The organism is Pueribacillus sp. YX66 (assembly GCF_041725775.1).
In the GTDB taxonomy this organism is placed as follows: Bacteria; Bacillota; Bacilli; order Bacillales; family UBA6769; genus Pueribacillus.
This window is the reverse complement of the sequence record NZ_JBEUEL010000019.1, coordinates 1-18,732: the sequence shown is the minus strand read 5'-3', so window position 1 is coordinate 18,732 and position 18,732 is coordinate 1. Positions and strand designations below refer to the sequence as shown.

General features: G+C 36.1%; 21 protein-coding genes and 1 pseudogene. 7 read left to right on the top strand and 15 right to left on the bottom strand.

Annotation, left to right across the window (positions count from 1 at the left end; translation table 11 throughout):
• Position 1 precedes the first annotated feature (1 nt).
• From ABU914_RS09610 to ABU914_RS09595, 4 genes are all read left to right on the top strand, one after another.
• Positions 2–481, top strand: a complete 480-nt coding sequence (locus ABU914_RS09610; RefSeq protein ID WP_379669515.1) for a Na+/H+ antiporter subunit E — start codon at positions 2–4, stop codon at positions 479–481.
• Complete coding sequence (locus tag ABU914_RS09605; RefSeq protein ID WP_379669514.1) at positions 478–765, top strand: Na(+)/H(+) antiporter subunit F1; 288 nt, start codon at positions 478–480, stop codon at positions 763–765. Before ABU914_RS09610 ends, ABU914_RS09605 begins: the two co-directional genes overlap by 4 nt.
• Positions 746–1,105, top strand: coding sequence for a monovalent cation/H(+) antiporter subunit G (gene mnhG, locus ABU914_RS09600; protein ID WP_379669550.1), 360 nt, complete (start codon positions 746–748; stop codon positions 1,103–1,105). Before ABU914_RS09605 ends, mnhG begins: the two co-directional genes overlap by 20 nt.
• Positions 1,106–1,222: 117 nt before the next feature.
• Positions 1,223–1,579, top strand: a complete 357-nt coding sequence (locus ABU914_RS09595; protein ID WP_379669513.1) for a cytochrome C oxidase subunit II — start codon at positions 1,223–1,225, stop codon at positions 1,577–1,579.
• A 155-nt stretch (positions 1,580–1,734) separates the two neighbouring features.
• Here ABU914_RS09595 and ABU914_RS09590 read toward each other — a convergent pair whose 3' ends face one another.
• The 4 genes from ABU914_RS09590 to ABU914_RS09575 form a co-directional block, all read right to left on the bottom strand.
• Positions 1,735–2,043 carry a metal-sulfur cluster assembly factor gene (locus ABU914_RS09590; RefSeq protein WP_379669512.1) on the bottom strand — a complete coding sequence of 103 codons (309 nt, stop codon included), beginning with the start codon at positions 2,041–2,043 and terminating at the stop codon, positions 1,735–1,737.
• 136 nt (positions 2,044–2,179) lie between these two features.
• Positions 2,180–3,454, bottom strand: coding sequence for a Glu/Leu/Phe/Val family dehydrogenase (locus tag ABU914_RS09585; RefSeq protein ID WP_379669511.1), 1,275 nt, complete (start codon positions 3,452–3,454; stop codon positions 2,180–2,182).
• A 185-nt stretch (positions 3,455–3,639) separates the two neighbouring features.
• Entirely contained in the window at positions 3,640–4,407 is a 768-nt protein-coding gene (locus ABU914_RS09580) for a prolyl oligopeptidase family serine peptidase (RefSeq protein ID WP_379669510.1), read from the bottom strand.
• 108 nt (positions 4,408–4,515) lie between these two features.
• The gene (locus tag ABU914_RS09575; RefSeq protein WP_379669509.1) at positions 4,516–5,094 is read right to left on the bottom strand and encodes an SGNH/GDSL hydrolase family protein; all 579 of its coding nucleotides are present in this window, start codon (positions 5,092–5,094) and stop codon (positions 4,516–4,518) included.
• 222 nt (positions 5,095–5,316) lie between these two features.
• Here ABU914_RS09575 and ABU914_RS09570 point away from each other — a divergent pair, with 222 nt between their 5' ends.
• The 3 genes from ABU914_RS09570 (at position 5,317) to ABU914_RS09560 (ending at position 7,777) form a co-directional block, all read left to right on the top strand.
• A complete protein-coding gene (locus tag ABU914_RS09570) occupies positions 5,317–5,769 on the top strand; it encodes a GNAT family N-acetyltransferase (protein WP_379669508.1) in 453 nt (150 codons plus the stop codon).
• Between the two features lie 72 nt (positions 5,770–5,841).
• Positions 5,842–6,108 (top strand): NifU N-terminal domain-containing protein, encoded by a 267-nt coding sequence (locus ABU914_RS09565; RefSeq protein ID WP_379669507.1) that lies wholly within the window; start codon positions 5,842–5,844, stop codon positions 6,106–6,108.
• Positions 6,109–6,406: 298 nt separating this feature from the next.
• A complete protein-coding gene (locus ABU914_RS09560) occupies positions 6,407–7,777 on the top strand; it encodes an MFS transporter (protein ID WP_379669506.1) in 1,371 nt (456 codons plus the stop codon).
• Positions 7,778–7,786: 9 nt separating this feature from the next.
• Here ABU914_RS09560 and ABU914_RS09555 read toward each other — a convergent pair whose 3' ends face one another.
• The 11 genes and pseudogenes from ABU914_RS09555 to ABU914_RS09505 all read right to left on the bottom strand — a co-directional run bounded on the left by ABU914_RS09555 (position 7,787) and on the right by ABU914_RS09505 (position 18,271).
• Positions 7,787–8,623, bottom strand: coding sequence for a metal ABC transporter permease (locus ABU914_RS09555; protein ID WP_379669505.1), 837 nt, complete (start codon positions 8,621–8,623; stop codon positions 7,787–7,789).
• The gene (locus ABU914_RS09550) at positions 8,569–9,276 is read right to left on the bottom strand and encodes a metal ABC transporter ATP-binding protein (protein WP_379669504.1); all 708 of its coding nucleotides are present in this window, start codon (positions 9,274–9,276) and stop codon (positions 8,569–8,571) included. The genes ABU914_RS09555 and ABU914_RS09550 overlap by 55 nt, the downstream gene beginning before the upstream one ends.
• A 58-nt stretch (positions 9,277–9,334) precedes the next feature.
• Positions 9,335–10,270 (bottom strand): metal ABC transporter substrate-binding protein, encoded by a 936-nt coding sequence (locus ABU914_RS09545; RefSeq protein WP_379669503.1) that lies wholly within the window; start codon positions 10,268–10,270, stop codon positions 9,335–9,337.
• A gap of 66 nt (positions 10,271–10,336) precedes the next feature.
• Positions 10,337–11,749, bottom strand: a complete 1,413-nt coding sequence (locus ABU914_RS09540; protein ID WP_379669502.1) for a hypothetical protein — start codon at positions 11,747–11,749, stop codon at positions 10,337–10,339.
• A gap of 289 nt (positions 11,750–12,038) precedes the next feature.
• Positions 12,039–12,458 (bottom strand): hypothetical protein, encoded by a 420-nt coding sequence (locus tag ABU914_RS09535; protein WP_379669501.1) that lies wholly within the window; start codon positions 12,456–12,458, stop codon positions 12,039–12,041.
• A gap of 44 nt (positions 12,459–12,502) precedes the next feature.
• Positions 12,503–13,990 (bottom strand): MDR family MFS transporter, encoded by a 1,488-nt coding sequence (locus tag ABU914_RS09530; RefSeq protein WP_379669500.1) that lies wholly within the window; start codon positions 13,988–13,990, stop codon positions 12,503–12,505.
• A gap of 124 nt (positions 13,991–14,114) precedes the next feature.
• Positions 14,115–14,702: a competence protein ComK gene (locus tag ABU914_RS09525; protein WP_379669499.1), complete on the bottom strand. Its 588-nt coding sequence runs from the start codon at positions 14,700–14,702 to the stop codon at positions 14,115–14,117.
• A 160-nt stretch (positions 14,703–14,862) separates the two neighbouring features.
• Positions 14,863–15,882 (bottom strand): DNA sulfur modification protein DndB, encoded by a 1,020-nt coding sequence (locus ABU914_RS09520; RefSeq protein WP_379669498.1) that lies wholly within the window; start codon positions 15,880–15,882, stop codon positions 14,863–14,865.
• On the bottom strand, positions 15,875–16,987 hold the full coding sequence (locus tag ABU914_RS09515) for a DNA sulfur modification protein DndB (RefSeq protein WP_379669497.1): 1,113 nt from the start codon (positions 16,985–16,987) through the stop codon (positions 15,875–15,877). Before ABU914_RS09515 ends, ABU914_RS09520 begins: the two co-directional genes overlap by 8 nt.
• 251 nt (positions 16,988–17,238) lie before the next feature.
• A pseudogene (locus ABU914_RS09510) lies at positions 17,239–17,769 on the bottom strand (transposase); the annotation flags it as partial.
• Positions 17,770–18,115: 346 nt separating this feature from the next.
• Positions 18,116–18,271 (bottom strand): hypothetical protein, encoded by a 156-nt coding sequence (locus ABU914_RS09505; protein ID WP_379669495.1) that lies wholly within the window; start codon positions 18,269–18,271, stop codon positions 18,116–18,118.
• Between the last annotated feature and the right edge of the window lie 461 nt (positions 18,272–18,732).

Here is an 18,732-nt window from a genome sequence, read left to right as displayed (position 1 = left end):
AATGGCGTTACAAATCTTATTAAACTTTATTCTCGCTTGTATATGGATGTTTTTAAAAGTATCTTATACCCCTTCTACTTTTATAATCGGTTATCTATTAGGACTAGGCGTTCTATTAATTATGCGTCGTTTTTTTACCAGTCGGCTCTACATTGAACGGGTATGGGCTCTCATCGTTTTGTTTTTTATTTTTGTTCGAGAGTTAATCATGTCAAATATTCAAGTACTCTTAGCTGTTATTCGACCACGGATGGATATTAAGCCGGCGATTTTCGCACTGAAAACTGAGTTAAAAGATGATTGGGAAATTACATTGCTTTCAAGTCTCATTACACTGACACCAGGCACACTCGTGCTAAATATTTCTGATGATCAAAAAACACTCTATATCCATGCGCTCCATGTTGATGATGTTGATGAAACTATCAAATCAATAAAAACATCGTTTGAAAAAGCGATTATTGAGGTGAGTCGGCCATGATGATGTTTTTCTGGTGTGCACTTATTGCTGTTAGCTTAGCGATGTTAGCGCTTGTTTACCGTGTCATTAAAGGACCGACTGTTCCCGACCGTGTCGTCGCCTTAGACGCCATGGGAATTGCGTTAATTTCAATCATATCCTTGCTTTCGGTCGTTATGGAAACTGAATTTTTCCTAGAAATTATATTGCTTTTAAGTATACTCGCTTTTATCGGAACCGTTGCTTTATCGAAATTTATCGAGAGAGGAGAAATTTTTGAACGTGATGACAACAACAATCATTAACGCACTCGTCGTTTTCCTCATTTCCGCTGGTGTCCTTTTTAGCGTTGTCGCAGCAATCGGTCTCAATCGCTTTCCAGATGTGTACTCACGATTACACGCGGCTTCTAAAAGCTCAACACTCGGTGTGCTGTCTATTTTGTTAGGAATTTTTCTTTATTTTTGGCTTGTTGAAGGCCATTTCAATTCAAGTATACTGTTAGGAATTGCTTTCTTATTTATTACTGCACCCATTAGTGGGCATTTAATTGGTAGAGCTGCTTATATGTCAGGAGTCAATCTTTGGGAAAAATCAGTAGGTGATGATTTGGCAGAAGTTTCGAAAAAAGAAAAGCAACAATAATCGTCAATAAAAAGTCATCGTTTCGTAATTTCTTAAACCATTCTCTCGCCTCTTTTACTATAAAATACAGGATATATGCTCAAGCATACTGCTATGTTAGTAAAGAGGAGGTAAATTATGAAAAAAGCAGTCATGCTTCTTTTCGTTCTTCTCCTCACCTCGTGTGCTGGGGAGAAGAAAAATGTGGTTCCAATTGAGAAACAATCGACAACACACGGTCAGATAATTGATGTTATCGCTGAAAACTGGTCGTTTAATGAAAATGCATATGTTGTTCCTGCTGGTGAAGTTACGATAAACTTAAAAAACAAAGAAGGTTTTCATGGTATTGAAGTGAAAGGAACTGATATATCAATTGAAGGGGATGGCTCGTATACAACTACACTTGAACCAGGTGAATACACAATTGTCTGTAACATCATTTGTGGAACGGGACATCATGATATGATTGCTACACTTATTGTTGAAGAATAAAAGGGGCTGTCTTTAAAAAAATCGAAGGAAAAACTTGTAAAGTAGTCCAGGTTTCAGATTACTTTTTTAACACTGTTCTTATAAAAGGATTGCTTAGTTTTTAACTAAGCGGAATTAAAAAGACCACTTGAAAACAAACAAGTGGTCCTTCGTTTTTATTGAATTCCTAAAGCAATTTTTGCCATTCGAGACATTTTATCTTTATCCCAAGGAGGTGACCAGACGATGTTCACTTCCGCATCTTGCACTTCCGGAATTTCGGAGAGTGCTGCTTTTACTTCTTGAGAAATAACACCTGCAAGCGGACACCCCATCGAAGTGAGTGTCATCGTAACAAGCGCTTCACCGTTCTCATTTAACTCTACATCATAGACTAATCCAAGATTAACAATATCAATCCCAAGTTCTGGGTCAATCACATTTTCTAAAGCTTTCATCAGCTTATCTTTCATTTCAGCATCCATTTCAATTCTCCTTTCACTATTCTTTAACTTAAGTATATCGAATCTGCCCGATGATTGAAAACGAACCGCATCAATTGCTCGCCAAGCATAGCAAAAGGAAAATGAAACTTAAAAATGGGTAATAAGGAAACAAAGGTTATACCCAACCTCTTGCTTCCATCGCCTCTGCAATTTTTAATAAAGACACCATAAATGCTCCTGTCCGTCTCTCGACAGAATATTGTTCTGACATAGTACGGACTTCATCATAGGCTGTTACCATTTTTTCATACAGACGATCGTTTACTTCTTTTTCCGTCCAGTAATAATGTGATAAGTTTTGGACCCATTCAAAGTAAGAAACTGTAACGCCACCCGAATTCGCTAAAATATCAGGAATGACAAGAGTGCCTTTAGTATTTAAAATTTCGTCTGCATCAGGTGTACATGGACCGTTTGCAGCTTCTGCAATTACTTTAGCTTGAATTCGCTCAGCATTTTGGGACGTAATCACATTTTCTAAAGCAGCTGGAATAAGAACATCCACGTCTAATTCTAATAATTCTTCACTCGTAATATACGTTTCTGCGTTTGGATAGTCTACGATACAGCCTTCGTTTTTACATTCGATAACTTCACCGACATGTAAACCATTTGAGTCGTAAATTCCACCTTGAGAATCGCTAATTGCAACAATTTTGCAACCAAGGTCAGATAACAATCTAGCGGCGACACGCCCCGCGTTTCCAAATCCTTGAATCGCTACAGTCGCACTTTCTAGTGGTAAACCTAGTTCTTGCAATGCCTTCTGAATTGTTATGACACACCCTCTTGCTGTTGCTTCACTACGCCCTTTTGAACCGCCAATACTTAACGGTTTACCCGTAATGACAGCTGGACTATACTTACCGTTCAATCTGCTATACGTATCCATCATCCATCCCATCACTTCAGCATTCGTGTAAACATCTGGTGCAGGAATGTCTTTATCTGGACCGACAAAATCTGCAATTGCTTCCATAAATCCACGGCTCATTCGTTCTTTTTCGGCATGACTATAATTACGTGGATCAGCAATGACTCCACCTTTTCCACCACCGTAAGGAAGACCAACAACACCACACTTAAATGTCATCCACATCGATAACGCTTTAACCTCATCTAATGTAACGTCAGGATGAAAGCGAATCCCACCTTTTGTCGGACCTAATGCATCGTTATGTTGTGAACGATAACCTTCAAAAACTTCAATCGTACCATCATCGAGCTTAACAGGATAATTCACGGTTAACACTCGTTTTGGTCTTTTTAAAATTTCAACGATGTTTTGTGGAAGGTGCAGCAGTTTCGCAGCTGTATCAATTTGCTTTTGTACGATTTCATACGGATTTAATGACTCTTGATTTGAATTCGTAACATTCACTGTTTGCAATAATATCCCCACCTTAATTTTGTATTTACATTACCACCTCAATAAAAAAGTGATTTCACTCAATGATTCTAATATCCACTCCATTATTATCATAAAAAAATAAAAGAGTAATAAAGTTTCATTGAATTATTCTTTCATTATACAATAAATCGTTTATGTTTAGCAATTTTTTTACTCAGTTATTTTTATAGAAACGCTTCAAACCATCTAACTGTTTCAAGGACTCCTTTTCGCGAAACTTTATGACCGTTCGTTTCGTCGTGAATAAACTTTATATTTTTTGGTTTATTTGTATAATATGACTTTGCTTTTAGAAAAAACTTATATGTCGGTTCGAATGGAACAACATCATCTGTTTCGCTATGCCAAAATAATAATGGCCGTTCCTTAAGCAATTCTGGTTTGAGACTTAAATCATACTTTTCTAGGTTCGAATACATCTCATCCTCTTCCACTTCAGTAAAAGGAAGTTTCTGACCGGTTTTTCTAAGTGCGTTGATTTGTGATTTTGCCATAGAAACATATGCAGGTGTCCCCATTAATGAAGCTGCAACTTTAATCCAATCGTATTGGGTCAATGCTCCGAGCGTTATAATACCGCCCATTGATGTACCAACAACACCAATCCGATTAACATCAATTAATTTTTCAGTAGAAAAATCATCAACAAAATATTCAAGTTCATGAATCGTTAGCGTTACTATTTCCCAAAATGAAAGCTCCAATTCAGCATCCGTTACATTCGCGTACCTTTCACCATGTAAAAAAGCCTCTGGCAAGATGACACGGAATCCACGCATCGCTAAATAGAAAGCGTAATGCAAGTTATGTTCTTTCGCACTCGTAAAACCATGAACAAATATAATGACTGGCAATGTTTCATTCTCGATATCACGATGGACAACGTGTAAATAAGGGATATTTCTAGAGAATCCATGATTAATCTGAATCAATTGACTACTCCTTTTTTTATTTTAATGATACACTTTTTTGCGTTTAAGGAGAAATCAATGAAATGTAAAAATCCATCCTCGAATAGGACGGATTCTTTCACGTTATAGTTACAATACCCTAGAAATTCCTAAATTAAACTTTTGAAGTAAATTTTTTTTCGTTTCTTTTATTTCTTCTTTTTCAAGTAATTGATGGATCAGTTTTTTTTCAAGAATGTGATGAAGTTCATTCTGTTCAACGCTTTCGGAAAATGCATGTTGCCAAAGGTTCACATACCGTGTTCCTGTGTCATGCGCAACATTTTCCATTTCTTTAACATATGTTCTTATAAGTGCGTTCATGCCCATTTGTTTTTCATATATTAGCGGTACAGGACTGACTAATATTGTTTTCTTCGGTGACAACTTGTTTACCATGTACCGCAAATTTGCTTTATATTCTTGGATGGGTACGAAATTCGTTGTACTTGCGTCATGCATGCCAAACATGATTGTTACTAAATCCGGATTGTACATTAAAACGTCATCTTGAAACCGAGTCATCCCTTCTCGAGAAGAGCGACCATACACCGTAGAATCAATAACGACCCATGATGTCATTTGTTCACGAATTGCAGCCGAAACGAAGGACTGATTTTCATTTTTAATTGCTGGGATTCGATCACCAAAACAGACGAGTGTGGGCATGTTTATCACCTTAAAATCATCGTTTTTTGTACGTACTCACTATATTAGACGTAAAAGATTACTAAAATGTTTCAGTAAGAGTACAATTTAACTAAAAAATATGACGAAAAATTAAATCCAGTTCGTTTGAAATTTCGACAATAGAGAAAATACTTTTTATACTTTTTACTGTAATTCTTCGTTATAATAGAGACATGAGGATTTCTTGGTAAGGGGGATTTTATGAAAGTATATAAAGTGCCAAATCATGCTGAAGTTGAGCTTATTGAAAAAATCGTATCATTGCTCATGCAGCAAATGACGCGACATGATACAGAAGAAGCTTACAATCTTTTATTGAACGGAATAAAACTTGCACTCCACGAAAAATCTCCCGCGCATATTATCGTTGCGGAAGAAAACGATGAAATTTTAGGAGTTGCTTTTTTTAATGTCGGCATTAGTTTAAAAATGGGTGGTTATTACGTTTGGCTCAATGATCTTTTCGTCCATAGTGATTACCGAAACCGCGGAATTGCAAAAAAAATGCTCCTTCATTTAATTCGCTGGTCAGAAAAAGAAAATATACGTGGAATCGAATTAGAAACGGGGATTAATAATTCCGTAACGAAGCACTTGTATAATTCACTCGGTTTTTATGAAATCGTGTCGGATCGTTATTGTTTTAACTTCTAATCCATTACACTTTCTTTTCTGTTCAAATGTGATACGATTAGGTCAAGAGTTATTGAATGGGGGTTTTATAAAATGGCAATTTCATTTCGAATCGATCAAACACCAAATCCTAATGCATTAAAAATAACAGCGACAAAAGTGATTTTTGAAGGTACAAAAAGTCATTCTTTCAAAAAAGACGATAATCCTGATCATCCACTTGCTAATGCTTTACTTAAAATCGAAGGTGTCGACAACGTTTTTGGCTACCAAGATTTTGTTACAGTCAATAAGACGTTCGATGCTGATTGGAATGACATTTTACCAAAAATTGAAAAAGTTTTTAACAACGCAGAATAATGCTTACTGTTCCGAGTATTTGTAACTCGGATTCTTTTTTACGTCTTTTTATTAGAATATTGAGAACTTTAAGTACGTATTCAAAAAGGTCGGTCTTGAACCTCTATGCTGCCTTACACTGAAAAAGCGGTTTCGAAGGTCACAGTGACAAGTCTGTTCAAAGACAGAATAAAAATGTGCAACCCTTACAATAATGTTCTACTACATGAGCAAGTTTTTTAACTGTTACGAAAAGATGTACAAGTGGATTATCTATACCTTTTTGAACATCCTCTTGAAGAAAGGGCGAACAACGATTATGCAACCCGAAACTTACAATGAACAAATTAAGCTACATATGTTTAAAGAACGTATTGTTATTCCTCTTTGGAGTATTATGGTCTGGATTGTTTTAATGAACACGTCTATGTTCAATGTCGTTCTTCCTACAGTCATAGCTGATTTGAATATATCGGCTGCACATGGTTCATGGATCGTTACTGGATACTCTTTATTTTTAGCAGTCTCTACTGTAACGATGAGTCGTTTATCTGATTTTGTTCCGATTAAAACTTTATTAATTATCAGTATGTTTATGTTTGGAATCGCATCGCTTGTTGGTTTTTTTGCACAAACATTTTCTATTTTAATTTCCGCGCGTTTAGTTCAAGCTTTAGGTTCAGGTGCATCGCAGGCTCTCGGAATTGTAATGGCAGCACGATACATTCCTATTTCTCGCAGAGGAAGGGCAATGGCTTCGATTTCTTTAGCCGCATCACTTGCTTTTGGAGTTGGTCCGATTGTTGGAGGACTCATTGCACATACGTTTAACTGGAATTTTTTATTTATATTAACCGGCTTCGTTTTACTTCTCTTGCCTTTCTTTTACAAATATTTGCCTGCTGAGCAGTTTAATAAAGGAAAATTTGATTATATTGGCTGTTTATTGATCGCTCTATCTGCAACTTCAGTACTTTTATTTATGACAACGTTGCACCTAGTGTTTCTTGTCATGATGTTTGCTACAATTAGCCTCTGTGTCATTCATTTAAGACGTACGAAAACTCCGTTTATACAACCTGAACTTCTTAGCAATCGTTTATACGCTAGCATCATTTTTGTTGGGTTTGCAGCATTTTCTACTCACTTTGCTGCATTATTTTCCCTTCCTTTATTATTAGCTGAACTATATGACAAGCAATCACTTGAAATTGGATTTATCATCTTTCCTGGTGCATTAATATCAGCTGCTTCTGCTCTCTTCGTAGGCCGGATCATCGATCGATTCGGTAATAATCTGACAATGATTGTCGGCAATACATTTCTCACTGTATCTACGCTTTTATTTTTCTTATTACTTGATTATGGATCAGTAGCAATTTTGCTCATCTATATTGTAATGAGTGTCGGATTCTTTACGTTAACAACGAGTATTTCCAATGAATTATCACGAATTTTACCGGCAGAGCAAATCGGCTCAGGGCTAGGTCTTCATCAGTTGTCGACACTTTTCGGTGTAGGGTTTGGCGTTTCATTTGCTGGCTTGTTTATTACGAGGCAAGAGCATTTGGCTTATGAAAAATATACAAATACATTCCTTTTCTTTCTTATCTTCATGCTACTTTCTAGTGTCACTGTTTCCTATTATTTATTTCGCAAGAACAAAGAGCAAACTCCTCGCATGAATTGAAGAGGAGTTTTAACGATGAACTTGCTTTAGTTTACGTTTTACACTCATTAATGTTTTACGAATGAGAAAACCAATCATTAAAATAATGACTAAAATTAACGTTATTGTCGCTCCAGGTGGTGTTCCGAAAGCATAAGATGAGTATAATCCTGTATACGTACCGAACAACGCAACGATAATCGCACTAATAAAAACCATGCGAAACCCCTTTGCGATTTTAATTGCAAAAGCGGCAGGTAAAACGAGCAACGCGGATACGAGCAATACTCCAATGGCTGGAATGATAACAGCAATTGCAAGCCCTGTTAAAATACTAAATGATAATGATAGTAAATTCGTATGAACACCGCTCGTAAAAGCAGTGTCTTCATCAAACGTTAGCAAATAAAGCTGTCGTCTATAAAAAAACAAATAGAGATAAAAAATTATCGTTACACTTAATAATAAATACACTTGCGTATTGCTAATTGTAATTATTGAGCCAAACAAATATTGTTCAATATTAACCGTCATCCCACCTTCGGAAAGACTCATTAAAAATAAAGCAAAAGCTAGACCAGCCGCCATTAAAATCGCAATCGATACTTCAGAATACGTGCGATATGCACGACGCATATATTCAATCCCGATCGCTCCGATGACGACGACAAGCGCACTTGATAGCGCAACATTCGAATGAGTAAAAAAACCGATTGCCACCCCAGCAAGCGAAATATGTGAAAGCGTATCGGCCATTAACGCTTGTCTTCGTAAGACGAGAAATACACCTAGTATAGGTGCAAGTATTGCGATTAATCCACCGGCCCAAAATGCCCGTCGCATGAATTCAAGGTCAAACATTTCCATCCGCCTTGTTCCCCTTCTTCCAACATAATTATTTTATCGAAGTAATCTTGCACTTCTGCTTGTTCGTGAGTCACCATTACGACAGTCCGATTATGCTCTTTAACTTGATGTGACATAAACTCGTAAAATCCTTTTCTACTATCGTAGTCCATTCCCGTCGTCGGTTCATCAAGAACGAGCAAATCAGGGTTCGCAGCAAGAACTCGTGCAATGACAATTTTTTGCTTTTGTCCGCCAGATAGTTCCCCGATTTTTTTATGGCGATAATCCCACATCCCAACCATATGAAGAGCATTTTTAACTATTTGTTCATCTTTTTCTGTTAATCGTTTTAACCATTTTCCTTTTGTATATCTCCCCGAACGGACAAGTTCTAATACTGTACTCGGAAATCCGGCGTTAAATGATGCAATTTGTTGAGGAACGTATCCGATCGTCAACTTTTTCCCTTCACAATTTTTCTTACTAAGTTTTACTCTGCCTTCCCACGGCTTTAGTAGGCCGAGTATGAGCTTTAGCAATGTTGATTTAGACGCACCGTTCGGACCGACAATTCCGACGAATTCACCACTATTTATTGTTAATGAAATATCGTTTAATGTAGGTTCTTCAGCATAACCGAATACGATATTTTCTAACGTAACTAATCTCATTTCAACGTAAACCACCTTTCAACGGCAAAAAGCGTGCGCAAATCTATGCACACACTCTTTACTTTAGTGACTTTTCAAGTGCTTTTAAATTGAGCCTCATTATATCGATATACGTATGCTCTTTATCTTGTTGCTCTTTCGTTAAACCTTCTAGTGAACTTAGAACATCCACTTCAGCGCCAATTTCATTTGCTAACGTTTGAGCTGTTTTCGGATTAGATAGATCTTCAAAGAAAATGGTTGTGATCTCATGATCATGAGCAATTTTTTTCAATTCAGCGAGTTGAGACGCACTCGGTTCAAGAGAAGGGGATAATCCCGCAATTGGGATTTCTGTTAACCCATACTCATTTGCTAAATAACCAAACGCTGAGTGCTGAGTGATAAATTCTTTTTTCGTCACACGCCTTAACGTTTCACGGTACTCTTCATCCAATTTCTGCAATTGCTCGAGATACCGATCACGATGTTCTGCATAAAATGGTTCATTGTTAGGATCGATTTCAATTAAGGCTTTAGCAATATTTTCAACTTGCTTTTGAGCTAATACAGGGCTCAGCCAAACGTGCGGGTCAATTGCATGATCGTGATTATGTTCATGATGTCCGTCTGTCTCGTCTCCATGCAATAAAGAAATCCCTTCACTAGCATGAACAAAACGTGTTTTACTATTATTTAAGCTTTTATCAATATTCGGTACCCAAGTTTCAAAATGTTCACTGCTATATACGAATAAATCAGCATCTTGAACTGCTCTAATATCCTTAGGTGCAGGGTCCCAATCATGTGGTGTTACATGAGGAGGAATTAGCATTTGTACATCTACTTGATCTTGTGCAATCTGCTTCGTAAATTCATACATCGTATAAAACGATGTTATAACTGTTATATTTTCTTTCTCTGCAACACTATCATGATTATCTAGATTACAGCTTGCTAACAATATTATTAAAATTAAAATTATAGTAGCTGCACAATAGCGTAAACCCCTCATTTGTTTCTCCCCCAAATCGTAATCATTACGATTTAAACTTTAAAGAATCAATCCGACAATGTCAAGCTATAAAATGCGCAGCTGTATATAGAGCTCCACGACAAAATATAAAACAATCGCAAACTTCCAATTTTGCTTTACACTATTTTGAACTGGACTACTACCGTTCACACTGCTTAAAAAAAGTACAGGGATGACGAGCGGTGAAATAAGTATACTAAGTGAGCTACCTAGTGTCATCGCTAACACAATCAATTCAGGAGGGTACGGCAAATGAATACTTTTTACAATCCCTGCAATTAAAACCATTACAGTAAGCGGACCAAGTCCGAAAAATCCGAACAACAATACAATGAGCGGTAATACCCAAAGAAAGTTCATCCCTGGAATCGTTTCAGTCCATTTATATAGTCCGTTCATCAGCATCTCAGATAAACCTGACGACGTTAATGACGTAATAAAAAGACCAGCCGCAAAAAGAAGTGAAATTTCACGAGCTCTCGGTGCAATCCCTTTTTGTACATATGTTTTTCCTTCCTGTAAAAACTTCTTTGGCTTTCTTTTCAAAATAAAATAAGCAACTGCCCAGACGACAACAACAACAGGAATAACCGTTAACAACCCTACATCAACAAGTGAATTTACAAAAAGTGTAAGCGCGAGTAAAGAAACAAATAAAAAAAGAAATTCGATGGGGTTACGATGCACGTTTTCATTTTCTGACGTGTCACGAACCGCTTCTGAAATCGCACTTCTAATGTCTTTTGAAAATGAAAACTGGTGCTTTTTCTCAAAGCGATGCAAAAATAATATGGCAATTATACTTCCTGTGATTGCGACTGTAAAGCCTTGCACTAACGCTTGAGTAAGTGAGGCGTCCATCGTTTCAACGCTGTACGCAAAGCTCGGAATACTAATAACCCAAATCGTTGAAAACGAAAAGCCACGTAAAACTGCAGTTGATTTAAATCGTTGCCATGCCTCACTATTTTGCTTTGAAAAAAAAGACTGTATGATCTGATAGACAACTGCTAGTGCACCAAAATTAAGAAAAAAAGAAATAAGCTGTGTGAGCCAAACGATGACAAAATAGAGAATTTTACTATTTTTCAACTGATTTTTCAGTAAAATAATCGTATCACGCACATAATTCTCTTGTTTCAGCACCCACCCAACTATCGGAATGACGAGCAACACTGAAATGAGAGCTCGCATCGTTGCTGCCCCATCCCAGAAAACAAATGCTAATGAAATTTCATCATCAAAAAAACTAATTGTCATGGCGAATAAAATTAAAAATAATGGCAAAAACATTTCTCTTTTCTCGAGATACATAAGCGCAAATAATAAAGCAGACAAACCACTAATCGACAGGAAATGTAATAAAAAAGACGCGTTCAATAACAAATGTAAGAAATGAGTAAGTACATAAGAAATAGCCGAAAGCGTAAACGCAACGCCAAACATATTCTTTTTCATGATATGTAACACTCCAGATGAGTCACTCTTCACTGTCACAATAATAGCATACTTATGTAGGAAACGAACATTTGAACGGTTATTATGTGTAAAAATTAAAAAACACCTTTACGTTCCATTCAAAATCGACATTATAGAATTTTCACCTATAACAGTAGCTAATGACAGGGGATGAAATCACATGAAAAAACGAATTTCTCACATATGATTATGCACAACTTACAAATGATGAAAATCTGCCAATGTAAATAAAGAAAGGCTTACACTTTTTGTGTTCGCCTTCTTTTTTTTAATGATATTGATACCAAACAAACCAACCGACTTCTTTACTTTTAGCAACAAAAAGCTGACCTTCTGTCAAGCTCGCACTTACTTCTTTCAATTTTGGAAAATGTAAGCGTACGAGCCAAGACTTTTCGGCAACGTTCCCTCCACAGAAATTGTTTGCAATTTCAAAGTATGCCTGTTCATCTTGTTTACCAACTGTCATTGGAAATGGTGTAGCCGAAACAATTTCCCAATCTGAAAATTGCTCTCCTGCGTATTGATTAGGAACAATGGTACCTAATGCACGTAATAAATCATCACGTTCATTGAGACTAGCCTCCACTAATTGTTCTGAATTTGGGCATTCTTTTGCTTGAAGAGGGAATTCGATCATGTTCACTAAAAGAATAATAAAAACGAATACAGTAAAATGTTTTTTCACGTTCGTAGTCACCTCTGTATTAGTTTGCCTATCAATAAGACCTCTTATTCCGAAGGCACATCCTCTCTACTTTTCACATCTTCTGGTACCGCACGATAGACGAACAAAGAAAGGATGAAACCAATGACCGCTGTTACGAACGCAACAAAATACACAAACTCGACACCAGCGACGAGCGATTGTTTTATCGTTAAATCATCGTTCGGATTGGACGCATTTTGTAAAAAGCGGCTTTGTCTCATATTCATTAAACTAATAAATACAGAAACCCCAATTGCTCCCGCAACAGGTTGAAGTGTCGTCATAACCGCTGTTCCATGGGGATACAGTCGCTTCGGCAACTCATTCAAACCGTTCGTTTCAGCTGGCATCATAATCGCCGAAACAGACAACATTAACAATACATAACAAACAACAATCAACCAAACAGGTGTATTTAAGTCAAGTCGTGTAAGTATAAACATCGTAACACACAACACAAAGGAACCTGGAATTAAAAGTTTACGAGGACCATACTTATCAAACAGTCTTCCCATAATCGGAGACATTAAGCCGTTAAGCAAACTTCCCGGCAGTAACACGAGCCCTGCTGTCGCAGCCGCGAGTGCTAATGCCCCTTGCATATATATCGGTAAAATAATTTCAGACGAAAACATCCCCATCATAACGATTAGAAATAAAATAACCGCATGCGTAAACATTGGATAGCGAAAAACTTTTAAATCCATTAACGGCTCTTCTAACCGCAATTGCCGCATTGTAAAAATAAAGAGGGATATAGCTCCGATTAAAATCGGTAAATACACGATCGGGCTTAAAAAATTATTATCTTCAGATCCAGCGGAACTAAACCCAAATACAATTCCGCCAAAACCAACAGTTGACAGTAAGATTGAGAAAACATCAACCTTCGGTTTAGTTATTTCTGAAACATTAATAAGATATTTAAATGCAAATACAATTGAAAACAACGTAAACGGAATCACAATAATAAATAAATATCGCCAGCCTAAATGTTCAACAATGACACCAGATAATGTCGGACCGATTGCCGGTGCAAACATAAAAACTAACCCAATAATCCCCATAATCGCTCCACGACGGTGTGGTGGATAAAGCAATAGAAAAGTATTAAAAATAATCGGAACTAAAAGTCCTGAACCGACCGCTTGTAGTAAGCGACCAAACAACAACACTGAAAAAGTTGGCGCCAATGCACAAATGGTCGTTCCTATTGTAAAGATGAGCATCGTAGCCAAAAATAACTGCCTCGTCGTAAACCATTGCAGCAAAGGAGCAGATATCGGAATGACAATCCCCATAATGAGCATAAACCCAGTAACCATCCATTGTACTGTCGTTACGGATACATTAAAATGTTCCATTAAACGGATAAGCGCAATATTTAAAAGCGTTTCGTTTAAAATCGCAAAAAAAGCACCGATAATGAGTGATAACATTATCGGCATCACACGGACATTCGGATCCTCGGCTAAAAATTCATAATTGCTTTTCTCTGTATTTCTTTCCATACTTGAACTCCTCAATCAATGCTATTGTAATCTCTCAGAAACACGAACATGAAACTTAACATTATTTATGGATCACGACCCATTATACTTCATTATAATCCACATCATTGATTAAAGACATTCCCTAATTCGTTTGAATGATTCTTCTCATTTTAACATATGTTCTTCTCTTTTCATCGATGATCAAATCCCATAAGTCCGTTTCATGTTGTACTTGATAAGTTGTTACAGGCTCAGCTATCTCAAGTTGTGAGCGTATTTGCAACTGATATCTCAACTCTCCAGTTTTATACTTTTTTAAATCAACTAAACTTTTGTTTTTATTGACAATTATTTTTTGCCCATTAACAAATGTTATTTTAGCTTGATGTGGCCCATGAGCTTCAATTTCAAAAATATGTACATAAGACAGCCAAACACATGTATATCTTTCTGGAGAAGAGAGTGGAAACATATACATATCAAGCGGTACACTTATAGCTATTGGATACATTTTCCCTCTGTTCATTATCGCTCTTGTACCGTCAATTCTTCCTTCGTAGCTGGAACCAAAAAACTTGCAACTATCATTCAATATTGCCTTTGATTTTTTTTGTATAAGTAAAGTGCGATTAACTTCTAATGCAAATGACCATTCTTCACCGTATTGATTTAAGTATGGCAAAAGTGCCATAGTCTCAGATGTTGTAATGTAATCTTTACTAATTTTCATGTTATTCCCTCTTTCATAGTAATTAAACATTTTCTTGGTTTAAAAAAAAGGGTATACTAACATTAGTTGGTATACCCAACTCACACATAACCCTTAGGTGCGTCTCTGCAATGACATTAATACCTAAGGGTTATGTACTTATACAACTTTCACATGAAACTCACCCCCTTTCCAACCACTCAACTAATTCGTTAATTGTTTTCCGATCTTTTGCAAAATAAAAAAAATTATTTTTATCCCTTCGCCCTTTAAACTGAGACCATGCCTCACTTTTTGGCTCCCAATTTACATTAATAAGTCGTTCCATTCTTTCCATTATAACTTTTTTCCTTTCGTTTAAACCTTTATAAATAACATTTTTATTAACGTAACAAGCAATAGCTAGCAACATCGGAAAACTAGCTAACATCGTTTGTTCATAATTACCAATAGATTGACTCGGATGTAATTGAAACAACTTATCAAACCATAGGTTCATTAAGTTCACATATTCTTGTTTGCTTAACTCCCCTTTCAACTCTATTGCTTTGATTTCAGTATTGTAGTCTCCGGTTATAAAAACAGCGACTAATTGTCTTAGTTGTGACAGAGATAACATTTTTTTATTTGCAGGCTTTATCATCGCTTGTTTTTCAAGTTCAATACCAGCATTTTTCAGTTCAATGTTTTGCACTAGTACTAGATTAGTAATTTGGTTAATTTCATTTCTAGAATCATATGCAATTCGCTTTGATAGCGATACTTTTTTTCCACGAGTATTAAAATCAATGTATAGTTGATCACATTCGGCTTGAGACAATCCTTCAATTACCTGGATTGCGAATGAAGTTTCGTTTAATAAATAGTCGATTGTAACAGCTTTTTCCATTTCGTCATCGCTATTTTTTAACTGCTGATCGATTAGTTTAGGAAGCTGAAACAATGCCTGAATCCGCTTATTCCCATCAATGATTTTCAACTTCATTGGTTTTTCACTATTCAATTTATCAACACTAGCCACTAAAGGCGGGAAATAAATATGTCTAGACATTGCATTTTCTAATAAATAATTTCTTATCTCTCTTACTTGAGGTTGACTAACTTCACGTATTTGAACAAAGTTGTTATTCATCATATCAATTAATTCACGAATCGAATAAACATACATTCGTTGTCGATTTTGTGTTGTCATATTAGTCATTTGCTAACACATCCTTGTTCTCTTCATTAATCAACTTTATAAAAATAGAAGATAATTTTTTAATTGCAGTCGTACTAGAATGTCTTTTCATTCGTCTTGAAGCAGGTTCGTAGAAGTCTCGAAAGAGAGGATCGTCATGCCTCCAGCTACATGTATCACTGATTTTTTTGAGTTGATTAATTGCAAAGTCGTATGGCATATTCTGATTCTTTGTTAATTGATAAACTGTATAAGCTAACGCTACTTGAGGACCAGTCAACCCACATACAAATTGAGTTCGATCATGCATTTTTCGCGGGAAAATTTCAAGCCATGACTTTAAAAAAGCCTTTGCAATTATTGGAACTTCTTCCGGTTCACAATTTTTAAAACGAGGCTCTCCTGATTTTACTGTTAATATTCCTTCAAACAAGGCAAGCAAGCATCTTCGTATAATTGTTAGCGATGTAATCGATGAGTTTTGAACTGTCAATCTTGATTTTTGCATTTCAATTTCTAACTCAGTATTTAATTCGTTTGCCACAGCTCGAGTTAATTCATTATAGGGATCTCGTTGATCATACTGCATAATAAGACCATAATGCGCTTCTTTACGCTCACTATTAATATCGGCAAAAAGTTGCTGGTCTTCTTCTTTGCTTAAATTAAGATAAACTTGCATCGCTATCGGGAAACTTTTTAACCTATCAATTTTTCTCTGTATTTTTTCTATTTCAATAGCATCATTAGTTAGTTCTTCAAGTAGTTCTTTTTTTCGTTCAAGTTGTCCAATTGCTGAAGCCATTGCTTTCATTCGATGTTGACCGTCTAATATGTATAATTTCGCTCCCGTTTTTACTTCCCATGTATTCTTTTCACCTTCTTGAATGTTTCCTCGTGCTGAAAACACGAACGGTGAAAAATAAAAGGTTTCTTCCTCAACTGCCTTCAAAATAAACTCACGAATTTCACTCCTCCGCCGTATATCCAGTTTTCGTTGCACATCTTCATCTATTTCAAATATTGAGTTCAATACACGAAATGGTAGCTGAGTAACTAAAACCTCCTTCCCAAACTGTTTACAATACTGCCCCTTCATTTGAGTTTTCACATCAGAAACTGACATTATTCCACCTCCTACAACTCATATTATATCCAATAATTTACAATAATGGAAGTAGTTTTCTAAAAATTCTAAATATAATTTTTTGTACCCTGTTCTGATTCCATAATTTAAAATTGTTTATTTACAAATTCTTTTAATTTTGTTATAATTCAATATTTATGCAATCTATACTTATAGTTGATCATCTTTAACTTCAAATCCTTCTAGTATGTCATTCTTTAGATTTCGACAACTAAAAATTGTTTTTTGTTTTATTCTTGTTTACTTACATAAAATTCATCGCTTAACATCGCTAACTTGCTCTTCATATAGTTCTTCCGAAAATAAGGTTCTACTTTTTTTGATAAGAAAAAGGGGCTGTCTAAAAAGTCCCTAAAATAAATCAGGTGCAGGGAAATAGTTTTTCGTTTTCCTCCACCTGATTTCGTGTTTTTTGGTGCATCTCCTAAAAATAACTGGCGGATCCCCGCCACTTTCAGGAGGTTGTGGGTCATTGCAACAATTCCAAATTCTACGTGGACTTTATCTAAACCACGTAATGAAAAACGGCGGAACGACCGATTGGCCTTGATGTGACCAAAAACACTCTCCACCTCGATTTTTAGTAGAGCGTAGATTTTTACGTTTTCTTTACATTCAAGGGCTTTCCTGACTTTTGCTTTCATTTTTTTCAAACATTGCCTTTCGATCGTACACTTTGCTTTTAATGGGCAATCCGAACAAGTCTTCACATTCGTATATTTTATAATTTTGTTCAAATCCTGAAGTGTTCTTTTAAGTACGTTCCATAAGGAATGACAAAATCAAATAAAGGTTCTTTTTTGTCACCAAGCGCAAATAAGTAATTTTCTTCGCTTCCGTCTCCAGCGTCAGCGATGACTGTTTTTGGCTTCGGTAAAGCGGACGCGGACTTCTCAAGATGAGGGATAAAACAGCGTGTATCTGTTAATCGTTGATGAAATGTATAATAAAGATAAATTGATTTTCTATTGCCATTTGTGGTCTTCTTTCATTCGTAAATGTCGCATCATGATCCGTTTTCGATAAACTATTGCGGTCTCCGAACGTCTCATGATGCTGTTTGTATTTTTGAAGGCGTGGAAAGAAATTTTCACGAATTAGCTTGATTTATTTTTTAAACATACTGCGCTTAGCCCGTAATTCTTTCCGAACCGATACTTCTTTTGTCTTTTCGATTTCTTCCATAAACGAATCCACTTTTTCTTCAAGTTGACGAGCCACTTCCTCCAATTGTTCAAGTGTGGCATCTTCTCCAGTTAGCATGCCATTAAGTTCAATCTCTTCCGCTTATTTGATCTCATGAATATGTTGAAGTGTTTCTTTATCTTTTCTTTCATTTTCTCTTCAAAATAAAGCGTTGATTTTTTCCATACGAAAGAATACTTACTTATTGACGTTGGCTTCAATTTTTGTACCATCTAAAAAGTAATTTTTCATAGTAATATGTCCATCTTCTATTAATTTCAAGATCATGAATTCAAATAACTCATCCACTATAACTTTCATGCGGTTTCCTCGAAAATCATTGATCTACAGAAATCAGGTTTTTGCATCACCGCTAGCCACATCGCTGGTAGACTTTTCTTGAATGAATGTTTCAATGTTACGACAAGAATATCAAAAGTAGTGGTAAACCAATATACTTTATATAATGGACCCAAGATTTTAGACAGCAAGAAAGGATATGTTAAGGTAGGTTTATGAAACAAAAAAGGAAACGATAT